This window comes from Halomonas sp. SIMBA_159, from assembly GCF_046536035.1.
GTDB lineage: Bacteria > Pseudomonadota > Gammaproteobacteria > Pseudomonadales > Halomonadaceae > Vreelandella > Vreelandella venusta_A.
On the sequence record NZ_JAWJBT010000002.1, the window covers coordinates 38,321 to 55,353 of the forward strand.

Below are 17,033 nucleotides of genomic sequence, written 5' to 3' on the forward strand. Positions count from 1 at the left end.
TTTTCTATTTATCTAGCGTTTTATGCTGAGAGTCTCATGACGGTTCCGTTCGTTCATCTTCGTTTGCACAGTGAATACTCCCTGGTCGATGGCTTGGTTAAGCTCAAGTCGCTGGTCAGTACGACCGCTGAGCGCGGGATGCCGGCGCTGGCGCTCACCGACGAGACGAACCTGTTTGGTTTAGTAAAGTTCTACAAAGCCGCCCAGGGCGCAGGGCTCAAACCCATCATCGGCAGCGATTTATGGCTCTCGAACCCTCACGATGAGGCGCACCCTTACCGTATTACGCTGCTGGCGATGAACGATGTGGGTTACCGCAATCTCACCGAGCTGATCTCCAAAGGGTGGACTGACGGCCAGCGCCAGGGGCGGGCGATTCTTGATAAACAGTGGGTGCTGGCACAAAGCGAAGGGCTCATCGCGCTGTCGGGTGGTCGAGAGGGCGAGATTGGCCGCCACTTGCTCTCCGAGCATGAGCGGGAAGCACGGCTACTGCTAGAAGAGTGGCAGCAGGCCTTTCCCGACCGCTTCTATTTAGAGCTGATTCGCACCGGTCGCCCGCTGGAAGAGGACTGTGTGCATGCCAGCGTTCAACTGGCTATCGAGACGAACACGCCGGTTGTCGCCACTAACGACGTGCGCTTTCTGGAGCGGGAAGACTTCTGGGCCCACGAAACACGCGTATCCATCGGTGAAGGCAAGGCACTAGATGACCCCCGCCGCGAGCGCCGCTACACCGAAGAGCAGTACCTGAAAAGCCCGGAGGAGATGGCGGCACTATTTGCCGATATCCCCGAGGCGCTAGAAAATAGCGTGATGATTGCCGAGCGTTGCAGCGTTAATGTGCGCCTGGGAGAGATCTTCCTGCCAGAGTTCGGTATCCCTGAAGGCATGACCCAGGATGAATTCTTCCGCAAGGTCTCCCATGATGGCCTCACCGAGCGGCTCGACTTTCTGTTCCCCGCCGAGCAGTATCCGCGCGATAGCGAAGCGTTCCGCGAGATTGACCAGCGCTACCGCGACCGGTTGGAGTTCGAGCTGAACGTTATTATCCAGATGGGCTTTCCTGGCTACTTCTTGATCGTGATGGACTTTATCCAGTGGGCCAAGGATAACAACGTGCCGGTGGGCCCGGGGCGTGGCTCCGGTGCAGGCTCTTTGGTGGCCTACGCGCAAAAAATTACCGATCTAGACCCTATTGGCTACGACCTGCTGTTTGAGCGCTTTCTTAACCCCGAACGTGTCTCCATGCCCGACTTTGACGTCGATTTCTGCATGGAGAAGCGTGACAAGGTTATTGAGTACGTAGCCGACCGCTATGGCCGCAACGCGGTTTCTCAGATCGTCACGTTTGGCACCATGGCCGCGAAGGCGGTGGTGCGCGATGTGGCCCGTGCCCAGGGCAAACCCTATTCGCTGGGCGACAAGCTCTCGAAGCTAATTCCTTTTGAAGTGGGCATGACGCTGGCCAAGGCCATTGAGCAAGAGCCCGCGCTTAAAGAGTTTATTGGCAACGACGAAGAGGCCGAAGAGATCTGGGAAATGGCCCTCAAGCTTGAGGGTACGACCCGTGGCACCGGTAAGCACGCGGGCGGCGTGGTGATTGCACCGACCAAGCTCACCGACTTTTCACCGCTGTTGTGCGATGAAGACGGCGCGGGCTTAGTGGTGCAGTTCGATAAAAACGATATCGAAGACGCCGGGCTGGTCAAATTCGACTTCTTGGGCCTGCGTACCCTCACCATCATCGACTGGGCGCTTGAGATGGTGGACAAGGTACGTGACGTGAACGGCCAAGGGCCGCTCAATATTGACGCCATCCCGCTGGATGACGGCAAAACCTTTGAGATGCTCAAACGGGCAGAGACCACGGCGGTTTTCCAGCTGGAATCCCGCGGTATGAAGGAGCTTATTAAGCGCCTGCTGCCCGACTCCCTGGACGATATGATCGCCCTGGTGGCGCTGTTCCGCCCTGGCCCGCTGCAGTCGGGCATGGTAGATGACTTTATCAACCGTAAGCATGGCCGGGCAGAAGTCTCTTATCCACACCCGGATTACCAGCACGACCTGTTAAAACCGGTGCTAACGCCCACCTACGGCATCATTCTCTACCAAGAGCAGGTCATGCAGATTGCTCAGGTGATGGCCGGATATACCCTGGGGCAGGCCGATATGCTGCGCCGCGCCATGGGTAAGAAGAAGCCCGAAGAGATGGCCAAGCAGCGGGCAGGCTTTATGGAAGGTTGCGCGGCCAACGGCATTGATAAAGATCTGGCCGGTAACATCTTCGATCTGGTAGAAAAATTTGCCGGTTACGGTTTTAACAAGTCGCACTCTGCGGCCTACGCACTGGTGTCGTATCAAACCGCCTGGCTGAAAGCCCACTATCCGGGGCCGTTTATGGCGGCGGTAATGTCCACGGAGATGGATAACCTGGACAAGGTAGTGCCGCTGATTGAAGAGTGTCGCCACCTAAAGCTCACCGTGACACCGCCCGACGTCAACGTAGGTGGCTACAAGTTTACCGTGGATACGGAAGGCCGCGTGGTTTACGGCCTAGGGGCTATCCGTGGCGTTGGTGAGGGGCCGATTGGCGCGATTGTGGAAGCGCGACAAGCTGATGGCCCGTACAAAGATCTGTTCGACTTCTGCCGTCGCATTGACCCGAAGCGGATGAACAAGCGCACGCTAGAAGCGCTGATTCGCTCTGGCGCGCTAGATAACCTGGGTCCCAACCGCGCCGTGCTGTTTGCGGCGATGGAAGATGCGCTCAAAGCCGCCGCTCAGAATCACGCCAACCAGAACCTGGGTATGCTGGACATGTTTGGCGATGCCTTTTCTAACGAGGAAGAGGCCAGCGATGTCTACGCCGAGTACCTACATGCGCGTGAGTGGACGGACCGTGAACGCTTATCCGGTGAAAAAGACACCCTGGGGCTGTACCTCACCGGACATCCTATTGATGAGTATGAGCGCGAGCTGAAGCGCTTTGTCTCCACACGTATTAGCGACTTAAAACCCTCCCGCGAGCCCCAGCGGGTCGCTGGCCTCGTGGTCGCCATGCGCACTATGAAGTCCAAACGCGGCGATACCATGGCGTTTATCACCCTGGATGATCGTACCGGTCGCATTGAAGCGTCGCTGTTTGGTGAACTCTTTGAGCAACTGCGCGGCCAAATTGAATCTGATCAGGTCATCATTGTAGAGGGCGAAGTCTCCAGCGATGATTTCTCCGGTGGCCTGCGCCTGCGGGGCAAAGATGTCACGCCTATGGTGACCGCGCGAGTACGCTACGGCCAAGCCGTTGAGCTCGCCCTCGATGCCGTGCAGATTAACGGGCGTTTGGTAGAGAGCCTACGAGATAGCCTGACCCCCTTCCGGGATGAAGCAGGCCTACCCGTCCGCCTTCAATACCGCCACCCTGACGCCGTGGCCTGGTTAGCGTTGGCCGATGAGTGGAAGGTGTCGCCCAGCGATGACCTGCTGCTGGCTCTGCGTGATGTGCAGGGCCAAGTGGGCGTGCAGCTTCGCTACCGTTAACCGATCAGCGCGAGCCTCTTTCCGAACCCTGTGCTCTTTCCGAACCCTATGATAGGGCTCGCGCGTGAATTGAAGAGCCAGTGCCTTGCGTGGCGGGGTCAGGGTGCGATAATACTTACCATTGAATGCTCATTTACAGGCAGAGCCGATGAATCCAAATTATCTTGATTTTGAACAGCCCGTTGCCGAACTCCAGGCAAAGATTGAGGAGCTGCGTTTGGTTAGCTCCGACAGCCAGGTGAATCTTTCTGATGAGATTTCACGCTTAGAAGAGAAGAGTCGTAAGCTAACCGAGTCGATCTTCAAAGACTTGACGCCCTGGCAGGTGTCTCAGCTGTCGCGGCACCCCCAGCGCCCTTACACGCTGGACTATTTAGAGCATGTCTTCACCGATTTTGATGAGCTTCACGGTGACCGTAATTTCGCCGATGACGCCGCCCTCGTTGGCGGCGTTGCGCGCCTAAACGATGCGCCGGTGATGGTGATTGGCCACCAAAAAGGCCGCGATGTTAAAGAGAAAGTGCGCCGTAATTTTGGCATGCCGCGCCCTGAAGGCTACCGCAAAGCGTGCCGCCTGATGGAGATGGCCGAGCGCTTTAAAATGCCCATTCTGACGTTTATCGATACGCCCGGTGCGTATCCCGGTATCGATGCGGAAGAGCGCGGTCAGTCAGAAGCCATCGCCTATAACTTGGCCGTCATGTCACGCCTGAAAACGCCGATTATCTCCACAGTGGTGGGCGAGGGCGGCTCCGGCGGCGCGCTGGCGATTGGGGTGTGCGACGAACTGCACATGCTGCAGTACTCCACCTACTCAGTGATTTCGCCGGAAGGCTGCGCCTCCATTTTGTGGAAGAGTGCCGAAAAAGCATCAGACGCGGCCCAGGCCATGGGGATTACCGCTGAGCGCTTAAAAGAGCTGGGCTTTGTAGACTCGCTTATCAAAGAGCCGTTGGGCGGTGCCCATCGGCACCCTGTGGATACCGCATCGCGTGTGAAAGAGGCACTGACGGCAAGCCTTGACCGCCTGCAGTCGCTGGATACCGATGCACTGCTGGAGCGTCGCTATAAGCGTTTGATGAGTTATGGCGCCCCAGCCGCCTAACCCGCTTTTAAGCCTGCTGAATGACGCCCTGGCGGAGACCCCGCCGGGGCGTCGTGTTTGGGTCGCGCTCTCAGGTGGTTTGGACTCGTCGCTGCTGCTGACGCTGGCGGCACAGGTCTGCCACAGCAGTGGTTACCGCCTGCACGCTCTGCACGTTAATCATGGCCTGCAGGCAGCGGCGGCCGACTTTGAGTCTCACTGCCAACGACTGTGTCAGCACCTTGATGTGCCGCTGACGGTTGAGCGTGTGGCGATTGAATCGCAAGGCGAAGGGGTAGAGGGCGCCGCTAGGCGCGCTCGCTACGCGGCCTTTGCAAAGTATGTGCAGCCGGGTGACACGCTATGGCTTGGTCAGCATCAGGATGACCAAGCGGAAACCTTGTTACTGGCAGCGCTGCGTGGCAGTGGCATCCGTGGCCTGGCGGGCATGCCGTATCGCCGGGAGTGGTGTGGCATCGTTCTGCTGCGCCCTTGGCTTAGCGTCAGCCGCCAAACGCTGGCGGATACGGCTCACGCCCTGTCGCTTACCTGGTGCGAAGACCCTACCAACCGTGATCTTGCGTTGGATCGTAACCGCTTGCGCCATGACGTACTGCCAACGCTGACTCAGCGCTGGCCCGGTGCGGTGCGCTCGCTGGCGCAGAGCGCTGGCTTGGCCGGTGAGGCCGACGCGCTGCTCGCCAGCTATGCTAGCGAGGAGCTGGCAACGCTGAGGCTGAGCCCTGGTTGCTTAAATGCAGCGGCGCTGGCCGCATTGCCGTTGCCCCGCCAGCGGCTGCTGATACGCACGCTCTGCCAACAGCTAGAGTTGCCCACGCCGCCCCAGGCGCGTCTTGATAGCCTGATTCGCCAGCTCATGGCGTCCCAAGATGCGCAGGTGTTGGTGGAGTGGCCAGGCGTTCAGGCGCGGGTGTGGCGGCGCAGGCTGTATCTTATGACGGCGTTGGCTGCGTTGCCGGATTGGCAGACGCCTTGGAACGGAGAGCCGGGAGTGAGCACTCCGCTTGGGCCGCTGCAGCTTCGTCTGGAAGGCGATGTGTTCCAAGCAGAACCGCTCATGCTGCGTTGGCGACAGGGTGGGGAGGTGCTTGTGCTGCCTGGCCGTGGTCGGCGCGATCTAAAGCGCTTGTTACAAGAGGGCGACATACCGCCCTGGGAGCGCGAGCGGATGATGGTAGTGATGGCGGGAGAGCGTTGTCTTGGCGTGCTCCAACCGCCGGCCAACGTGCTGTGGCAGGCGGAAGGGGCTACTTTTCAAGTTCACGTTTCAGGTTGAGCGCTAGGAGGCAGTCTCTAGGTTGAGCGTAAACCCTGCACTGGCCATAAACGCCTGCTCCTGCTCTAAATCGGTGCTAAGCAGGGTCGGCTCTTCGCTGGGTGGCAGCGTAATGGTCAGCGCATCGCTGCTGCTGTCGGCAGCGATAGAGGGAAGTGCGGGTGCGCCTTCTGGCCGTGAATGGTTGATCAAAACGGCCAAGCGTAGCAGCCGGGCCAGCTTAGCGGCGCTTTGCTGTTGAGCGGCGGGCAGCGCCTGCCACTCTTTTAGCGGGAATTTACGCCGGTGGGCGCGCACTAAAAACGCCAGCAAGCGCTGCTCGGGGCGGGAGAACCCGGCGAGATCCGAATGTTCTAGCAAGTAAGCCCCATGGCGATGGAACTGGCTATGGGAAATCGCCAGTCCAATTTCATGGACATGGCTCGCCCAACTGACATAGTAGCCCTGTTCAGTGGTTAAGCCCCATGGCTGCTTTACCTCGGCAAACAGCCGTTTAGCGGTTTCCGCCACGTTTTCTGCTTGGCGGGAATCGACGTCATACACTCGTTTGAGCATATCGAGGGTTTTGGAACGGGTGTCTTCGGCGCTGTTGCGGCCTGCCATGTCATACAGCACGCCTTCACGCAAAGCGCCGTCGGCAAAGCGCATCTGATGCAGGTCAAAGGCTTCAAAGATAGCGCTCAAGATCGCAATGCCTGCGGGGAATACGCGGGCACGATCTGGCTTAAGGCCATCTAACTCCACCTTATCCAACTGCTTGCACTTTAACAGCCGCTCGCGCAGTTTTTTCAGCCCGCTGCGGGTAATCACACCTTCTTGGGGCGTATCACCGTAGGCGTAAAGCACGCTGGCGGCGGCCTTGATAGTTCCGCTGGAGCCGACGGGGTCATCCCACCCCAGTCGCTGGTATGGGCGCTGAATATTGGCAAGCTCAGAAAGCGCGGCCAGTTCGGCGCGACGCATACGTTTTTCGGTCAGTTCGCCGTCGGCAAAAAAGCGCCCGGTAAAGGTAACGCAGCCCATGCGCAGGCTTTCTAGCGCCTTGGGCTCAAAGGCTTCACCGATAATGAACTCGGTGGAGCCGCCGCCGATATCCACAATCAAGCGGCGACCGCTTTCCGCCAGGGCGTGGGCGGCACCTAAATAAATCAGGCGGGCCTCTTCGCGTCCGGCAATAATCTCAATGGCGTGTCCAAGCTGAGCTTCAGCGCGCTCAATAAAGGCTTGGCTGTTATGGGCATCGCGCAGGGCGTTGGTGCCTACCACCCGCAGGTTGGGTCCTTCAATGTCGGTTAAAAACGGCGCAAAACGGCTCAAGCAATCCAGCGCGCGCTGCATGGCGGCTTCGCTGAGGTAACCGTTCTCGTCAAGACCTGCCGCCAACTGGACTTTTTCACCCATGCGAGCAACTACCTGTAAACGCTCATTTTGGTAGTTGGCAACGAGCAAGTGAAAACTATTGGAGCCCAGGTCAATGGCGGCTAGGCGCTGCGGTTCACCACTCTCAAATTCGGCAGTGGGCGCGGCGATGGGGAGCGAAATGTCCTTGGGCATGAGCTATCCTTCAAATGGGCTATGCCAAGGTTGCGGCGCACTCTGACTATTGTCAATTGCCAAAGGCTTGCGTTTGTCGCGGGCCTTGACTACCATCGAGCTACTGGCTTGATCCGAGTTGGCTTGTTCGTCTAACAAGCGCACTGACTCGGGCGTCCCGAGCAGTACGTATCCAGATGGCATCAGCCAGATGTCCAAGTCGTCAGATTACCCGCTGAAACACTGTTTTCTGAAACACTGCTTTCTGTGCCAATCAGATTAACTAGTTTATTTGCACCCTCATGCTAAACAGTCAATGATGCCACTTACGACGCTTTAGGCATTGCGACAGTGACTGCCAAGCACTTTTCCTGAGCGTGTGCCTAGACGGGTTCTGAACGCATCACTCGGCGCTTAGCCCTATTATTTAGGCCACGCCTCCTGTCTTATTCCCGGCGCCTTGCGCCTAGCTTTCATGAGCAATTTTCTAACACACCGATGAATCTCACTGAACTCAAGCAAAAAACCGTTCCCGAGCTGCTCGATATCGCCCGCGAAATGGGTATCGACAACCTCGCCCGTTCGCGCAAGCAGGACATCATTTTCGCCATCCTCAAGAAACACGCCAAAAGCGGCGAGGATATTTATGGCGACGGTGTGCTGGAAATTCTCCAGGATGGCTTCGGCTTCCTGCGTAGCGCCGACAGCTCGTACCTCGCCGGACCGGATGATATCTACGTATCGCCTTCACAGATTCGTCGTTTCAATCTGCGCAAAGGTGACTCCATTTCCGGCAAAATCCGTCCGCCAAAAGAAGGCGAGCGCTACTTTGCCCTGCTCAAAGTTAGCCAGATCAACTTTGATCGCCCGGAAAACGCCAAGCATAAGATTCTCTTTGAGAACTTAACGCCGCTGTTCCCGGATGATCGTCTGCGCATGGAAATCGGCAACGGGTCGACAGAAGACCTCACGGCTCGGATCATCGATCTAACCGCACCGATTGGTAAAGGCCAGCGTGGCCTTTTGGTGTCTCCGCCGAAGGCGGGTAAGACGCTGATGCTGCAGAACATCGCCACCTCTATTACGCGTAACAACCCTGAGTGCCACCTGATCGTTCTGCTGATCGATGAGCGCCCGGAGGAAGTCACCGAGATGTCGCGCACCGTGCGCGGTGAAGTCGTAGCCTCTACCTTCGATGAACCGCCCGCCCGTCACGTGCAAGTGGCGGAAATGGTCATCGAAAAGGCCAAGCGCTTGGTAGAGCACAAGAAAGATGTGGTGATTCTGCTCGACTCTATCACTCGTCTCGCGCGTGCCTACAACACCGTGGTACCGAGCTCTGGCAAGGTGCTCACCGGTGGTGTTGATGCCCATGCGCTTGAAAAGCCGAAACGTTTCTTTGGTGCAGCGCGTAATATCGAAGAGGGCGGCAGCCTGACGATTATTGCCACCGCGCTAGTGGATACCGGCTCGAAAATGGACGAAGTCATCTTCGAAGAGTTCAAGGGCACCGGCAACATGGAAGCGCACCTTGACCGCAAGCTGGCCGAAAAGCGCGTGTTCCCGGCAATCAACATTCGCCGTAGCGGTACGCGTCGCGAAGACCTGCTGGCCTCTGAAGATGAAATGCAGCGCATGTGGATTTTGCGCAAGCTGCTTAACCCGATGGAAGACACCGCAGCGACCGAGTTCCTGATTGATCGTCTGAAAGACACCAAGACGAATCTGGAATTCTTTGAAGCGATGAAGCGCCGCTAAGCCGCTACATTGCTGCGGCACTAGCAAGACAGCGTCTGACAGCCGGGTTAAGGAGAGTGCTTTGAAGTATAACGACTTGCGCGACTTTATTGCGGCGCTAGAGGCCCAGGGTGAGCTAAAGCGCATTAAGGCAGAAGTTGACCCCTACCTAGAAATTACCGAAATCTGCGACCGTACCCTGCGTGCTGGTGGCCCTGCGCTGTTGTTTGAAAACGTGAAGGGCCACGATATGCCGCTGCTGGGCAACCTATTCGGTACGCCGAAACGGGTGGCCTTGGGGATGGGGCAGGATTCGGTGGAAGCGCTGCGAGAAGTGGGTAAGCTGCTGGCCTTTTTAAAAGAGCCGGATCCCCCCAAAGGTCTTAAAGATGCCTGGGATAAGCTGCCGATCTTCAAGCAAGTGCTTAGCATGGGGCCGAAAAACGTTAAGCGCGCGCCCGTCCAAGAAGTGGTGTACGAAGGGGATGACGTTGATCTAGGCCGGCTGCCGATCCAGCACTGCTGGCCGGGCGATGCGGCACCGCTCGTTACTTGGCCGCTGGTGATTACCAAAGGCCCGCATAAAAAACGCCAGAACCTGGGGATTTATCGCCAGCAGAAAATCGGCAAAAACCGCCTGATTATGCGTTGGCTCTCCCACCGCGGCGGTGCTTTGGATTTTCTTGAGTTCCAAAAAGCTCACCCCGGTGAACCCTTCCCCGTGGCGGTGGCGCTGGGTGCTGATCCGGCGACTATTTTAGGCGCAGTGACGCCGGTACCCGATACGCTGTCGGAATACGCGTTTGCGGGTTTGCTGCGTGGTTCGCGCACCGAGCTTGTGAAGTGTGCGCATTCAGATCTTGATGTCCCCGCTTCTGCTGAAGTCATTCTCGAAGGGTTTCTATACCCCGACGATATGGCACCTGAAGGCCCGTTTGGTGACCATACCGGTTACTACAATGAGGTGGACCACTTCCCGGTGTTTACCGTGACGCGGATGACCATGCGCCGCGATGCGATTTACCACTCCACCTATACCGGCCGTCCGCCCGATGAGCCTGCCATTTTAGGTGTCGCACTAAACGAAGTGTTCGTGCCTATTTTGTGCAAGCAGTTTCCTGAAATCGTCGACTTCTACTTACCGCCGGAAGGGTGCTCCTACCGTATGGCGGTGGTGACGATGAAGAAGCAGTATCCCGGCCACGCCAAGCGCGTGATGATGGGGGTATGGAGCTTCCTGCGTCAGTTTATGTACACCAAGTTTGTGATCGTACTGGATGACGATGTCGATGCGCGCAATTGGGAAGACGTGATGTGGGCGATTACCACGCGCATGGACCCGGCGCGCGACACGGTGATGGTAGAGAACACCCCCATCGACTACCTCGACTTTGCGTCGCCGGTGTCCGGTCTTGGTTCCAAAATGGGGCTGGATGCCACTAACAAGTGGCCCGGTGAAACCGACCGTGAGTGGGGCACCCCCATTGTCATGGACGAGGCGGTGAAAACCCGCGTTGACGAGCGCTGGGATGAGCTGGGTATCGACATTCCGTTGCCTAAGCCGCGCCATAGCTAGTGCGCTGTGCGGGTTAAACGACTTTCCACAAAGAGGCTTTCATGAGCGCTAGGACGTTAACGTGTAAAACGCTAACCTGCCAAGTTACCGCCGTTGAGGATCTAAATCCTGACGTGTTTATGGTAACGCTCGCTGGGCGCGCCGAGGCAATGCAGCACGCCCCCGGTCAATACCTAGAAATAAAATTAGATGACGCTACCTGGGTACCGTTTTCGATTGCTAGCTGTGATCGCGGCGATGGCACGCTAGAACTACAGATTCAGCACTGGCCTGAGCGGGATAACTCACAGCGCCTGCGCCAGTTGCTGCAGGTGGCTAACCAGCTCACCGTGCGCCTGCCTAGCGGCGATTGTGTGCTGGATACCCAAAGCGAGCGTCCGCTGCTGTTGATTGCCGCCGGTACCGGTTTTGCCCAGATGAAAGCCATCGTTGAAGCCGCGCTGCGCGACCAGCCCTCGCGGCCTATTTCGCTCTGGTGGGCGAATCGGGAGCACCGCGATCTCTATGCAGAAGACCTTGCCTGTGAGTGGGCGCAGCAGTATGACCACGTTGCGTTCCATGCCGTGACAGAGTTTCCGCTGACCGAGCCATTGGCGCCGGGCGAGCGTATTGCCCATCATCAGGGCCGCGTTGATCTGGTGTTAGAGAGTGAGCTTGCCAACGCCCCGGTCACGCCCAGCGACTTTGATATCTATTTGTCAGGCTCGCCGGGCATGGTGTATGCCTGTGTCGATATACTGGAACGTCTTGGGGGCAGCAGCGAGCGAATGTTCTCGGATGTATTTGCCTATGCCCCGCGCCCTCACTAAAATAATCGGTCTCTTTTTAGCGTGCGGCGTGAGCCGTGAACACTATTAATAACGAGTGATAACGAGGAGGCTGTTATGGCCCATCACGACGACAACTTTAAAGATGACTCTGGCATCCTGCCGATTATTCTCGGCATTGTGATTCTAGTCGGCATGAGCGCGCTGCCCGCCACCATTGGCTGGATTCAAGCGTTCGGCAGCTAATCCCCCGGCCGATGGCAATCCGTGTGCAATTCTCGGTTGCCATTTAGCGAATGCGCAGGCAGGATAAAGACAGTTAGTTATTAACCGATTGAGGAAACTCTATGTTACACGCCACGCTGCTATCAAGCGTCACCGCTAAACCGGAAACGGTGGCGTGTGCTTGGGCGAGCGTCGGTGCTACTCAATTTGGTTATTATGCAGCGTATTGGTTTAGCCACGGTGTGCCCCTGGCCGACGCCTAACGTCGCGCCAACAGGCACACCACCTCGGTTGCCTGCCGCACGCAAAGAAGCCTCGGTGGGTAACTCCACCGGGGCTTCTTTCGTTTTACGTACACTCATTTTCATAGGTCATTTATTAAGGAGCTGCACCATGTCTTACCGCGCCCACTTCATCGCCAGCCTCAACGCCATCCGTTATATCGGTTATGGCTATAGCTGGCGATTTAGCGACGCGCGGTTGGTGCCAGTGGCCACCTCCGACCGTGCCCGCCTGGGTGGCAAGTTGTTGATGCGATGTCACGCGTTATGTCATACGAATTCGGAGAGTTAACCTATGAATGCCCCTATCAACACCGCTTGTTCCTCTATTGCCCAGGCCTCCACACTAATGTCTGCAACGGCGCTACCGCTACCGGCTGAACTGCGTCAACGGGTGGTGGTGAACAGCACCCTCAGCGCACAAATTGACCATCAGCGCCAAGCGGTACAGCGCATTCTCAATGGGCAGGATGACCGCTTGCTCGTTGTGGTAGGCCCGTGCTCGATCCACGACCCCGATGCTGCACTGGAGTACGCGGATCGTCTAGCCGCTCTTAGCGATGAGGTCAGCGAGCAGATTTTGCCGGTGATGCGCGTATACGTTGAAAAGCCGCGCACCACGGTAGGTTGGAAGGGGCTGGCTTACGACCCTGATCTTGATGGCAGCGGCGACATGCCGCGCGGTATCGCCCTTTCCCGTGAGCTTATGCACGCCGTCGCCTCCCGTGGACTGCCGGTAGCCACCGAGCTGTTACAGCCCATGTTAGCCCCGTACCTGGATGACCTGTTGAGCTGGGTGGCGATTGGGGCGCGAACGACGGAATCCCAGTTGCACCGGGAACTGGCCAGCGACCTTAGCGCCGCCGTAGGATTCAAAAATGCCACCAGCGGCGATGTGCAGGTGGCCATTGATGCCATGCAGGCTGCCGCCCACTCCCATCAGCGTTTCGCTATGGATCGCCAGGGTCGCCCCATCATGCAGGAGACCGCCGGCAACCCGCACACCCACGTGGTGCTACGCGGCGGCCACGGCGAGCCCAACTACCAAGCCCACCATGTACGCAGCGCCGTTAATACGCTGCGCGAAGCGGGCCAGAATCCGCGTTTGATGGTGGACTGCAGCCACGCCAACGCCCGCAAAGATCACCGCCGCCAAAGCGAAGTGATGCTGGATGTATTAGCCCAGCGCCAGGCGGGTGATGCCAACTTGGTCGCGCTGATGCTGGAGAGCCACCTGTTCGAAGGCAAGCAAGCGCTTGCGCCCAACGCGCTGCGTTACGGTGTCTCGGTCACCGACGCCTGCGTCAGCTGGGAAACCACTGAGCGCCTGCTAAAAACCGCCGCTGAGCGCATTGCTTAGTTTTTCGTACCCATTATTTTTTGTACCCATTTTAGCGCGTTGACTGCCCCGGCCAGCCCCGTATCATAAGAGTTCCTTTTGATCACGAGGTTGGCCATGGCCTTTTCCCTTGAACAGCACGACCCCGCGTCTTACCAGCGCAAAGCGCGCATCATCAGCGTGGCGATGGCCGGGCAGCTGATTATTTTTGGCCTGCTGTTTTCTATGCTCCTCACCACTACCTTTGGCAGCAGCATTTGGTTGAATGCGCTAGGCGTACTGCTTGGCCTGCTCGCCACCAGCGCGATGTTTGCTGCGCTTAGAGAGCGCCCTTGGATGACCGAGATGCGCTATGTTTGGCAGCTTAAGCACCACCTGTCGCGTATTAGCAGCTACCTACAGCCGCTGCGCCGCGCGGTGGAAGAGGATAATCGTTTAGCGCTGGATATTTTGACCTTTTACCACCAGGGCATGGCCCAGTTAGCAGAACTGAATGGCCGCACCACCGATGACGACGCTGAGCGTTTAGCGGAAAAAATGCAGGTCAAGGTCAAACGCGAAGCGTTAGGCCTACCCGCAGAAGTGGATACGTTTGAGCCGCAAGACCTGAGCGCGTTTAAACAAAAATGACCTAGTGCCACTGGCTACGAAAATAACAGGGAGCGTGTTTGATGAATGCTAACGCCACTTCATTACCACTCGTCGCTGCGGCGGCTGCCAGTTTACTGCTGGCAGGTTGTGCTGCCAGCACGCCTGCACCAACGTCGCAAACGCCGGTAAAAACCAGCGTGCAGAGCAGCGCACCGCTGCTGCCTTCGGTGCTGTTTCCCGGTAGCGCCGAGCGCTTTCAAGCCTGGAACTGCCAGCCTGCCAATCAAGACTTAGTCACGGCCGTCAATGGCGAAGAACTGCGGCTGTGGTCGCTACACGGCGCATGGCGGTTGCCTCAGGCCGTGGTCGCCAGTGGAGCACGCTACCAGGATGGCGATATCAGCTTCTGGAACCGCGGCGATCAGGCGCAAATTGAAACGCCCCGTGGGCAGCTGCAGTGCCAACAGGGAGTTAACAGGGAGATTGCAACCCGATCAAGCCACCCAGGCGTGATGTTTTTAGCGCGAGGTAACGAGCCGGGCTGGTCGATTGAGCTGGCGAACGATGCGCCTGTCATGACCTGGACCACCAACTACGGCAGCGAAACCACCACCATGCCTTATATGGTCAGCGTGATGGATAACCAAGCGGGCAGGGTCGTGATTGAGAACGCCAACGCCGAGCAGTTTTTCCGCGTACGCATTGAGTCGGGTGCCTGCTTTGATGACATGAGCGGTGAGCCCTATCCCGCCCGTGTGACGCTCACCATAGGGGGCGAACAGTACAAAGGGTGCGGCCAGGGCATCGCGCCCTAGTCATCACGCCCTAGCCATCACGACCCGGCCCATTAGCAACGGTACAGAAACGGCTCTGCGCGCCACTGTGGTTCTACGTAATCGCTGGCGCACAGGGCCGAGATATCGCCGCCAGCCCGGGCAGCCAGCCGCGCCAGTGTGGCCAGATGTAAGCCTCTAGGGGTTCGTACCTCTTCGCTGATCTCCACCGGCACCCAACGGTCACCCTCACGGGTCGCTAGGGTGAAGTTGAACGGATGAAACCCCGGAAACCCGAGTCGAATGTCGGTAGCAATTAGCGTCTCTTTATCGTCGATAAAGCGGGTTTCAAAGCGTAAAAATGGCCCTGTAAACCAGGTCAACCGCTGGCCCAGCGGCCCTTCTAGTGCGCTGGCCTCCAATGCTACGTTGCGGCGCAGCGGCTCAAGTGCGGGTAGCCGGTCACGGTCAAATACGCTGATTAAGCTCTCGTAGTAGCGGTCTTCATCAATGACGGTGGCGCGCCATAGCGCAATGTTAAACGGCGTAGGTTGGATTAGAACGGGGGCAGCCTGTAAGTCCGCATCGGCCAGTGTCGGCTCAAGGCGTTGCTCCACACTCCATTTGGCACCCGCTGCCATCAACAGGTAAACGCAGGATATCGCTAGCCCCGTACGACAGGCCCCACGCACCTTGTGCGAGAAGCAGCCAATGATCAGTGCTATCAGCAGCGGCAGGGTATAAAACGGATCAATAATAAAAATAATCGGCCAGGCAGCGGGCGGTGCGTCTAATGGCCAAAGCAGCTGAGTGCCATAAGTTGTCAGTGAATCAAGCAGCGGGTGGGTGATTAAAATCAGTGCAAAAAAGCACCACCAGCGGCCAAGCGAGATATCCCGTGCGGGAGCAAAGCGAGCGCACAGCACGGCCAGTAGCGTGGCTAAGCCGGTCAACACAAACAGTGAGTGGCTGAAGCCACGATGCTCGGTGACATTGGCAATGGCATCGCCGTAGTCCAGCGCAACGTCTAAGTCAGGCAAGGTGCCCAAGACCGCACCGATCAGCATGGCCTTACGGCCCAGGCGCTTGCCTAATATGGCGCCACCTACTGCTGCACCAAGCGCCGCTTGCGTAATTGAATCCACGCACTTCTCCTCTTAATTAGACGGAATCACTCCTAGACATGCGCGTAGCGACGTCTAATAAATCAGTCAACAGCAATGGCATCATTGTACAGACTTTCTGTTTTTTATTTTATTGTCGCAATCTTGTCTATGTTTTGATGGGGCTATGCACCTTTTGCCGCACATCTCTATACTGATGAGCCACTCACTTTTACCATCCTTCAATGAAGAGGAAATGACATGCAGTTTTTACATACCATGGTACGTGTCAGCGACTTAGACGCCTCGCTTCACTTTTATTGTGACCTGCTCGGCCTGAAAGAAGTGCGCCGCAAAGAGAACGAAAAGGGCCGTTTTACGCTGGTGTTCCTGGCGGCTCCTGAAGATGAAGCGCGCTACGAGCGTCTCACGGCTCCCGAGCTTGAGCTGACCTACAACTGGGACCCAGAGGAGTACACCGGTGGTCGTAACTTTGGACACCTAGCCTACCGTGTCGACGACATTTACGCCCTTTGCCAGCATCTGCAGGACAACGGCGTTACCATCAACCGCCCGCCCCGCGATGGTCACATGGCCTTCGTGAAGTCGCCTGACGGCATCTCCGTGGAGCTGCTGCAAAAAGGCGATGCGTTGGCCCCCCAGGAGCCCTGGGCCTCTATGGAAAACAGCGGTAGCTGGTAACGTTTAACAGGGAGTATTAATAAGGTGAAAGGACAAACCCGTAATGTGCTGTTGGGGATAGGCTTAGCCCTACTGGTTAGTGCTTGCAGCAGCGCACCGCAGCAAGAGCGAATCGACGCGCCGCAAGGCGGCACGCTCTCTGGGCCAGTGGTCGAGCAGCGCTGGAACTTGCTGTTAGTCGGTACTGATGAACGGCTATCTATGCCCGAGACGCCGTTTTTCCGCATTGGCCGCGACGGTAAGGTCAGCGGCTCGGATGGCTGTAACCAGTTCACCGGCAAGGTGAGCCTGGGCGAAAGCCAGCGCATCGAATTTAGCGAGCTGGCCTCGACCCGTATGGCGTGCCCGAATATGGAAGATGCCAAGCGGGTCACTGATATGCTGGACACTGCTTATCGCTACTTGATCGACCACGACCGTTTGGTGTTCTTCGGACCGGATAGCCGTGTGCTCGGCGGCTGGCGGGAAGCTAACTAAGCCGCTAT

The 17,033-nt window shown here is 57.5% G+C and carries 16 protein-coding genes; 14 read left to right on the top strand and 2 right to left on the bottom strand.

All coding sequences use genetic code 11. The annotated features are described in order from the left end of the window. Nucleotides 1–36 precede the first annotated feature (36 nt). The 3 genes from dnaE to tilS all read left to right on the top strand — a co-directional run bounded on the left by dnaE (nucleotide 37) and on the right by tilS (nucleotide 5,921). Entirely contained in the window at nucleotides 37–3,540 is a 3,504-nt protein-coding gene (dnaE, locus tag R0J87_RS01450; RefSeq protein WP_498883855.1) for a DNA polymerase III subunit alpha, read from the top strand. A gap of 148 nt (nucleotides 3,541–3,688) precedes the next feature. Beyond that, a complete protein-coding gene (gene accA, locus R0J87_RS01455; protein WP_498883856.1) occupies nucleotides 3,689–4,645 on the top strand; it encodes an acetyl-CoA carboxylase carboxyl transferase subunit alpha in 957 nt (318 codons plus the stop codon). After that, nucleotides 4,626–5,921, top strand: coding sequence for a tRNA lysidine(34) synthetase TilS (tilS, locus tag R0J87_RS01460; protein ID WP_498883858.1), 1,296 nt, complete (start codon nucleotides 4,626–4,628; stop codon nucleotides 5,919–5,921). Before accA ends, tilS begins: the two co-directional genes overlap by 20 nt. Before the next feature lie 3 nt (nucleotides 5,922–5,924). Here the strand turns inward: tilS and ppx are convergent, their stop codons facing one another. Continuing rightward, on the bottom strand, nucleotides 5,925–7,475 hold the full coding sequence (ppx, locus tag R0J87_RS01465) for an exopolyphosphatase (protein ID WP_498883860.1): 1,551 nt from the start codon (nucleotides 7,473–7,475) through the stop codon (nucleotides 5,925–5,927). Between the two features lie 477 nt (nucleotides 7,476–7,952). Here ppx and rho point away from each other — a divergent pair, with 477 nt between their 5' ends. The 9 genes from rho to R0J87_RS01510 all read left to right on the top strand — a co-directional run bounded on the left by rho (nucleotide 7,953) and on the right by R0J87_RS01510 (nucleotide 14,785). Further along, nucleotides 7,953–9,212, top strand: coding sequence for a transcription termination factor Rho (rho, locus tag R0J87_RS01470; protein ID WP_038481222.1), 1,260 nt, complete (start codon nucleotides 7,953–7,955; stop codon nucleotides 9,210–9,212). Nucleotides 9,213–9,273: 61 nt separating this feature from the next. After that, nucleotides 9,274–10,767 (top strand): 4-hydroxy-3-polyprenylbenzoate decarboxylase, encoded by a 1,494-nt coding sequence (gene ubiD / locus R0J87_RS01475; RefSeq protein ID WP_498883863.1) that lies wholly within the window; start codon nucleotides 9,274–9,276, stop codon nucleotides 10,765–10,767. Between the two features lie 41 nt (nucleotides 10,768–10,808). After that, complete coding sequence (locus R0J87_RS01480) at nucleotides 10,809–11,576, top strand: NAD(P)H-flavin reductase (protein ID WP_498883864.1); 768 nt, start codon at nucleotides 10,809–10,811, stop codon at nucleotides 11,574–11,576. Between the two features lie 75 nt (nucleotides 11,577–11,651). Further along, nucleotides 11,652–11,780: a hypothetical protein gene (locus tag R0J87_RS01485; RefSeq protein WP_285263815.1), complete on the top strand. Its 129-nt coding sequence runs from the start codon at nucleotides 11,652–11,654 to the stop codon at nucleotides 11,778–11,780. Between the two features lie 101 nt (nucleotides 11,781–11,881). Then, complete coding sequence (locus R0J87_RS01490; protein ID WP_404465032.1) at nucleotides 11,882–12,022, top strand: hypothetical protein; 141 nt, start codon at nucleotides 11,882–11,884, stop codon at nucleotides 12,020–12,022. 130 nt (nucleotides 12,023–12,152) lie between these two features. Continuing rightward, nucleotides 12,153–12,332: a hypothetical protein gene (locus R0J87_RS01495; protein ID WP_404344720.1), complete on the top strand. Its 180-nt coding sequence runs from the start codon at nucleotides 12,153–12,155 to the stop codon at nucleotides 12,330–12,332. Between the two features lie 3 nt (nucleotides 12,333–12,335). Further along, nucleotides 12,336–13,400: a 3-deoxy-7-phosphoheptulonate synthase gene (locus R0J87_RS01500; protein ID WP_498883868.1), complete on the top strand. Its 1,065-nt coding sequence runs from the start codon at nucleotides 12,336–12,338 to the stop codon at nucleotides 13,398–13,400. Between the two features lie 96 nt (nucleotides 13,401–13,496). Continuing rightward, nucleotides 13,497–14,009, top strand: coding sequence for a DUF3087 family protein (locus R0J87_RS01505; protein ID WP_404344722.1), 513 nt, complete (start codon nucleotides 13,497–13,499; stop codon nucleotides 14,007–14,009). Between the two features lie 41 nt (nucleotides 14,010–14,050). Continuing rightward, on the top strand, nucleotides 14,051–14,785 hold the full coding sequence (locus R0J87_RS01510; protein WP_498883870.1) for an MliC family protein: 735 nt from the start codon (nucleotides 14,051–14,053) through the stop codon (nucleotides 14,783–14,785). 32 nt (nucleotides 14,786–14,817) lie between these two features. On the opposite strand, the gene R0J87_RS01515 is transcribed toward R0J87_RS01510, so the two are convergent. Further along, entirely contained in the window at nucleotides 14,818–15,888 is a 1,071-nt protein-coding gene (locus R0J87_RS01515) for a metal-dependent hydrolase (RefSeq protein WP_404344724.1), read from the bottom strand. A gap of 219 nt (nucleotides 15,889–16,107) precedes the next feature. On the opposite strand from R0J87_RS01515, the gene gloA reads away from it, so the two are divergent. Both gloA and R0J87_RS01525 read left to right on the top strand, forming a co-directional pair. After that, the gene (gloA, locus tag R0J87_RS01520; RefSeq protein ID WP_498883872.1) at nucleotides 16,108–16,548 is read left to right on the top strand and encodes a lactoylglutathione lyase; all 441 of its coding nucleotides are present in this window, start codon (nucleotides 16,108–16,110) and stop codon (nucleotides 16,546–16,548) included. Between the two features lie 24 nt (nucleotides 16,549–16,572). Next, complete coding sequence (locus R0J87_RS01525; RefSeq protein ID WP_498883874.1) at nucleotides 16,573–17,025, top strand: META domain-containing protein; 453 nt, start codon at nucleotides 16,573–16,575, stop codon at nucleotides 17,023–17,025. The last annotated feature ends 8 nt before the right edge of the window (nucleotides 17,026–17,033 follow it).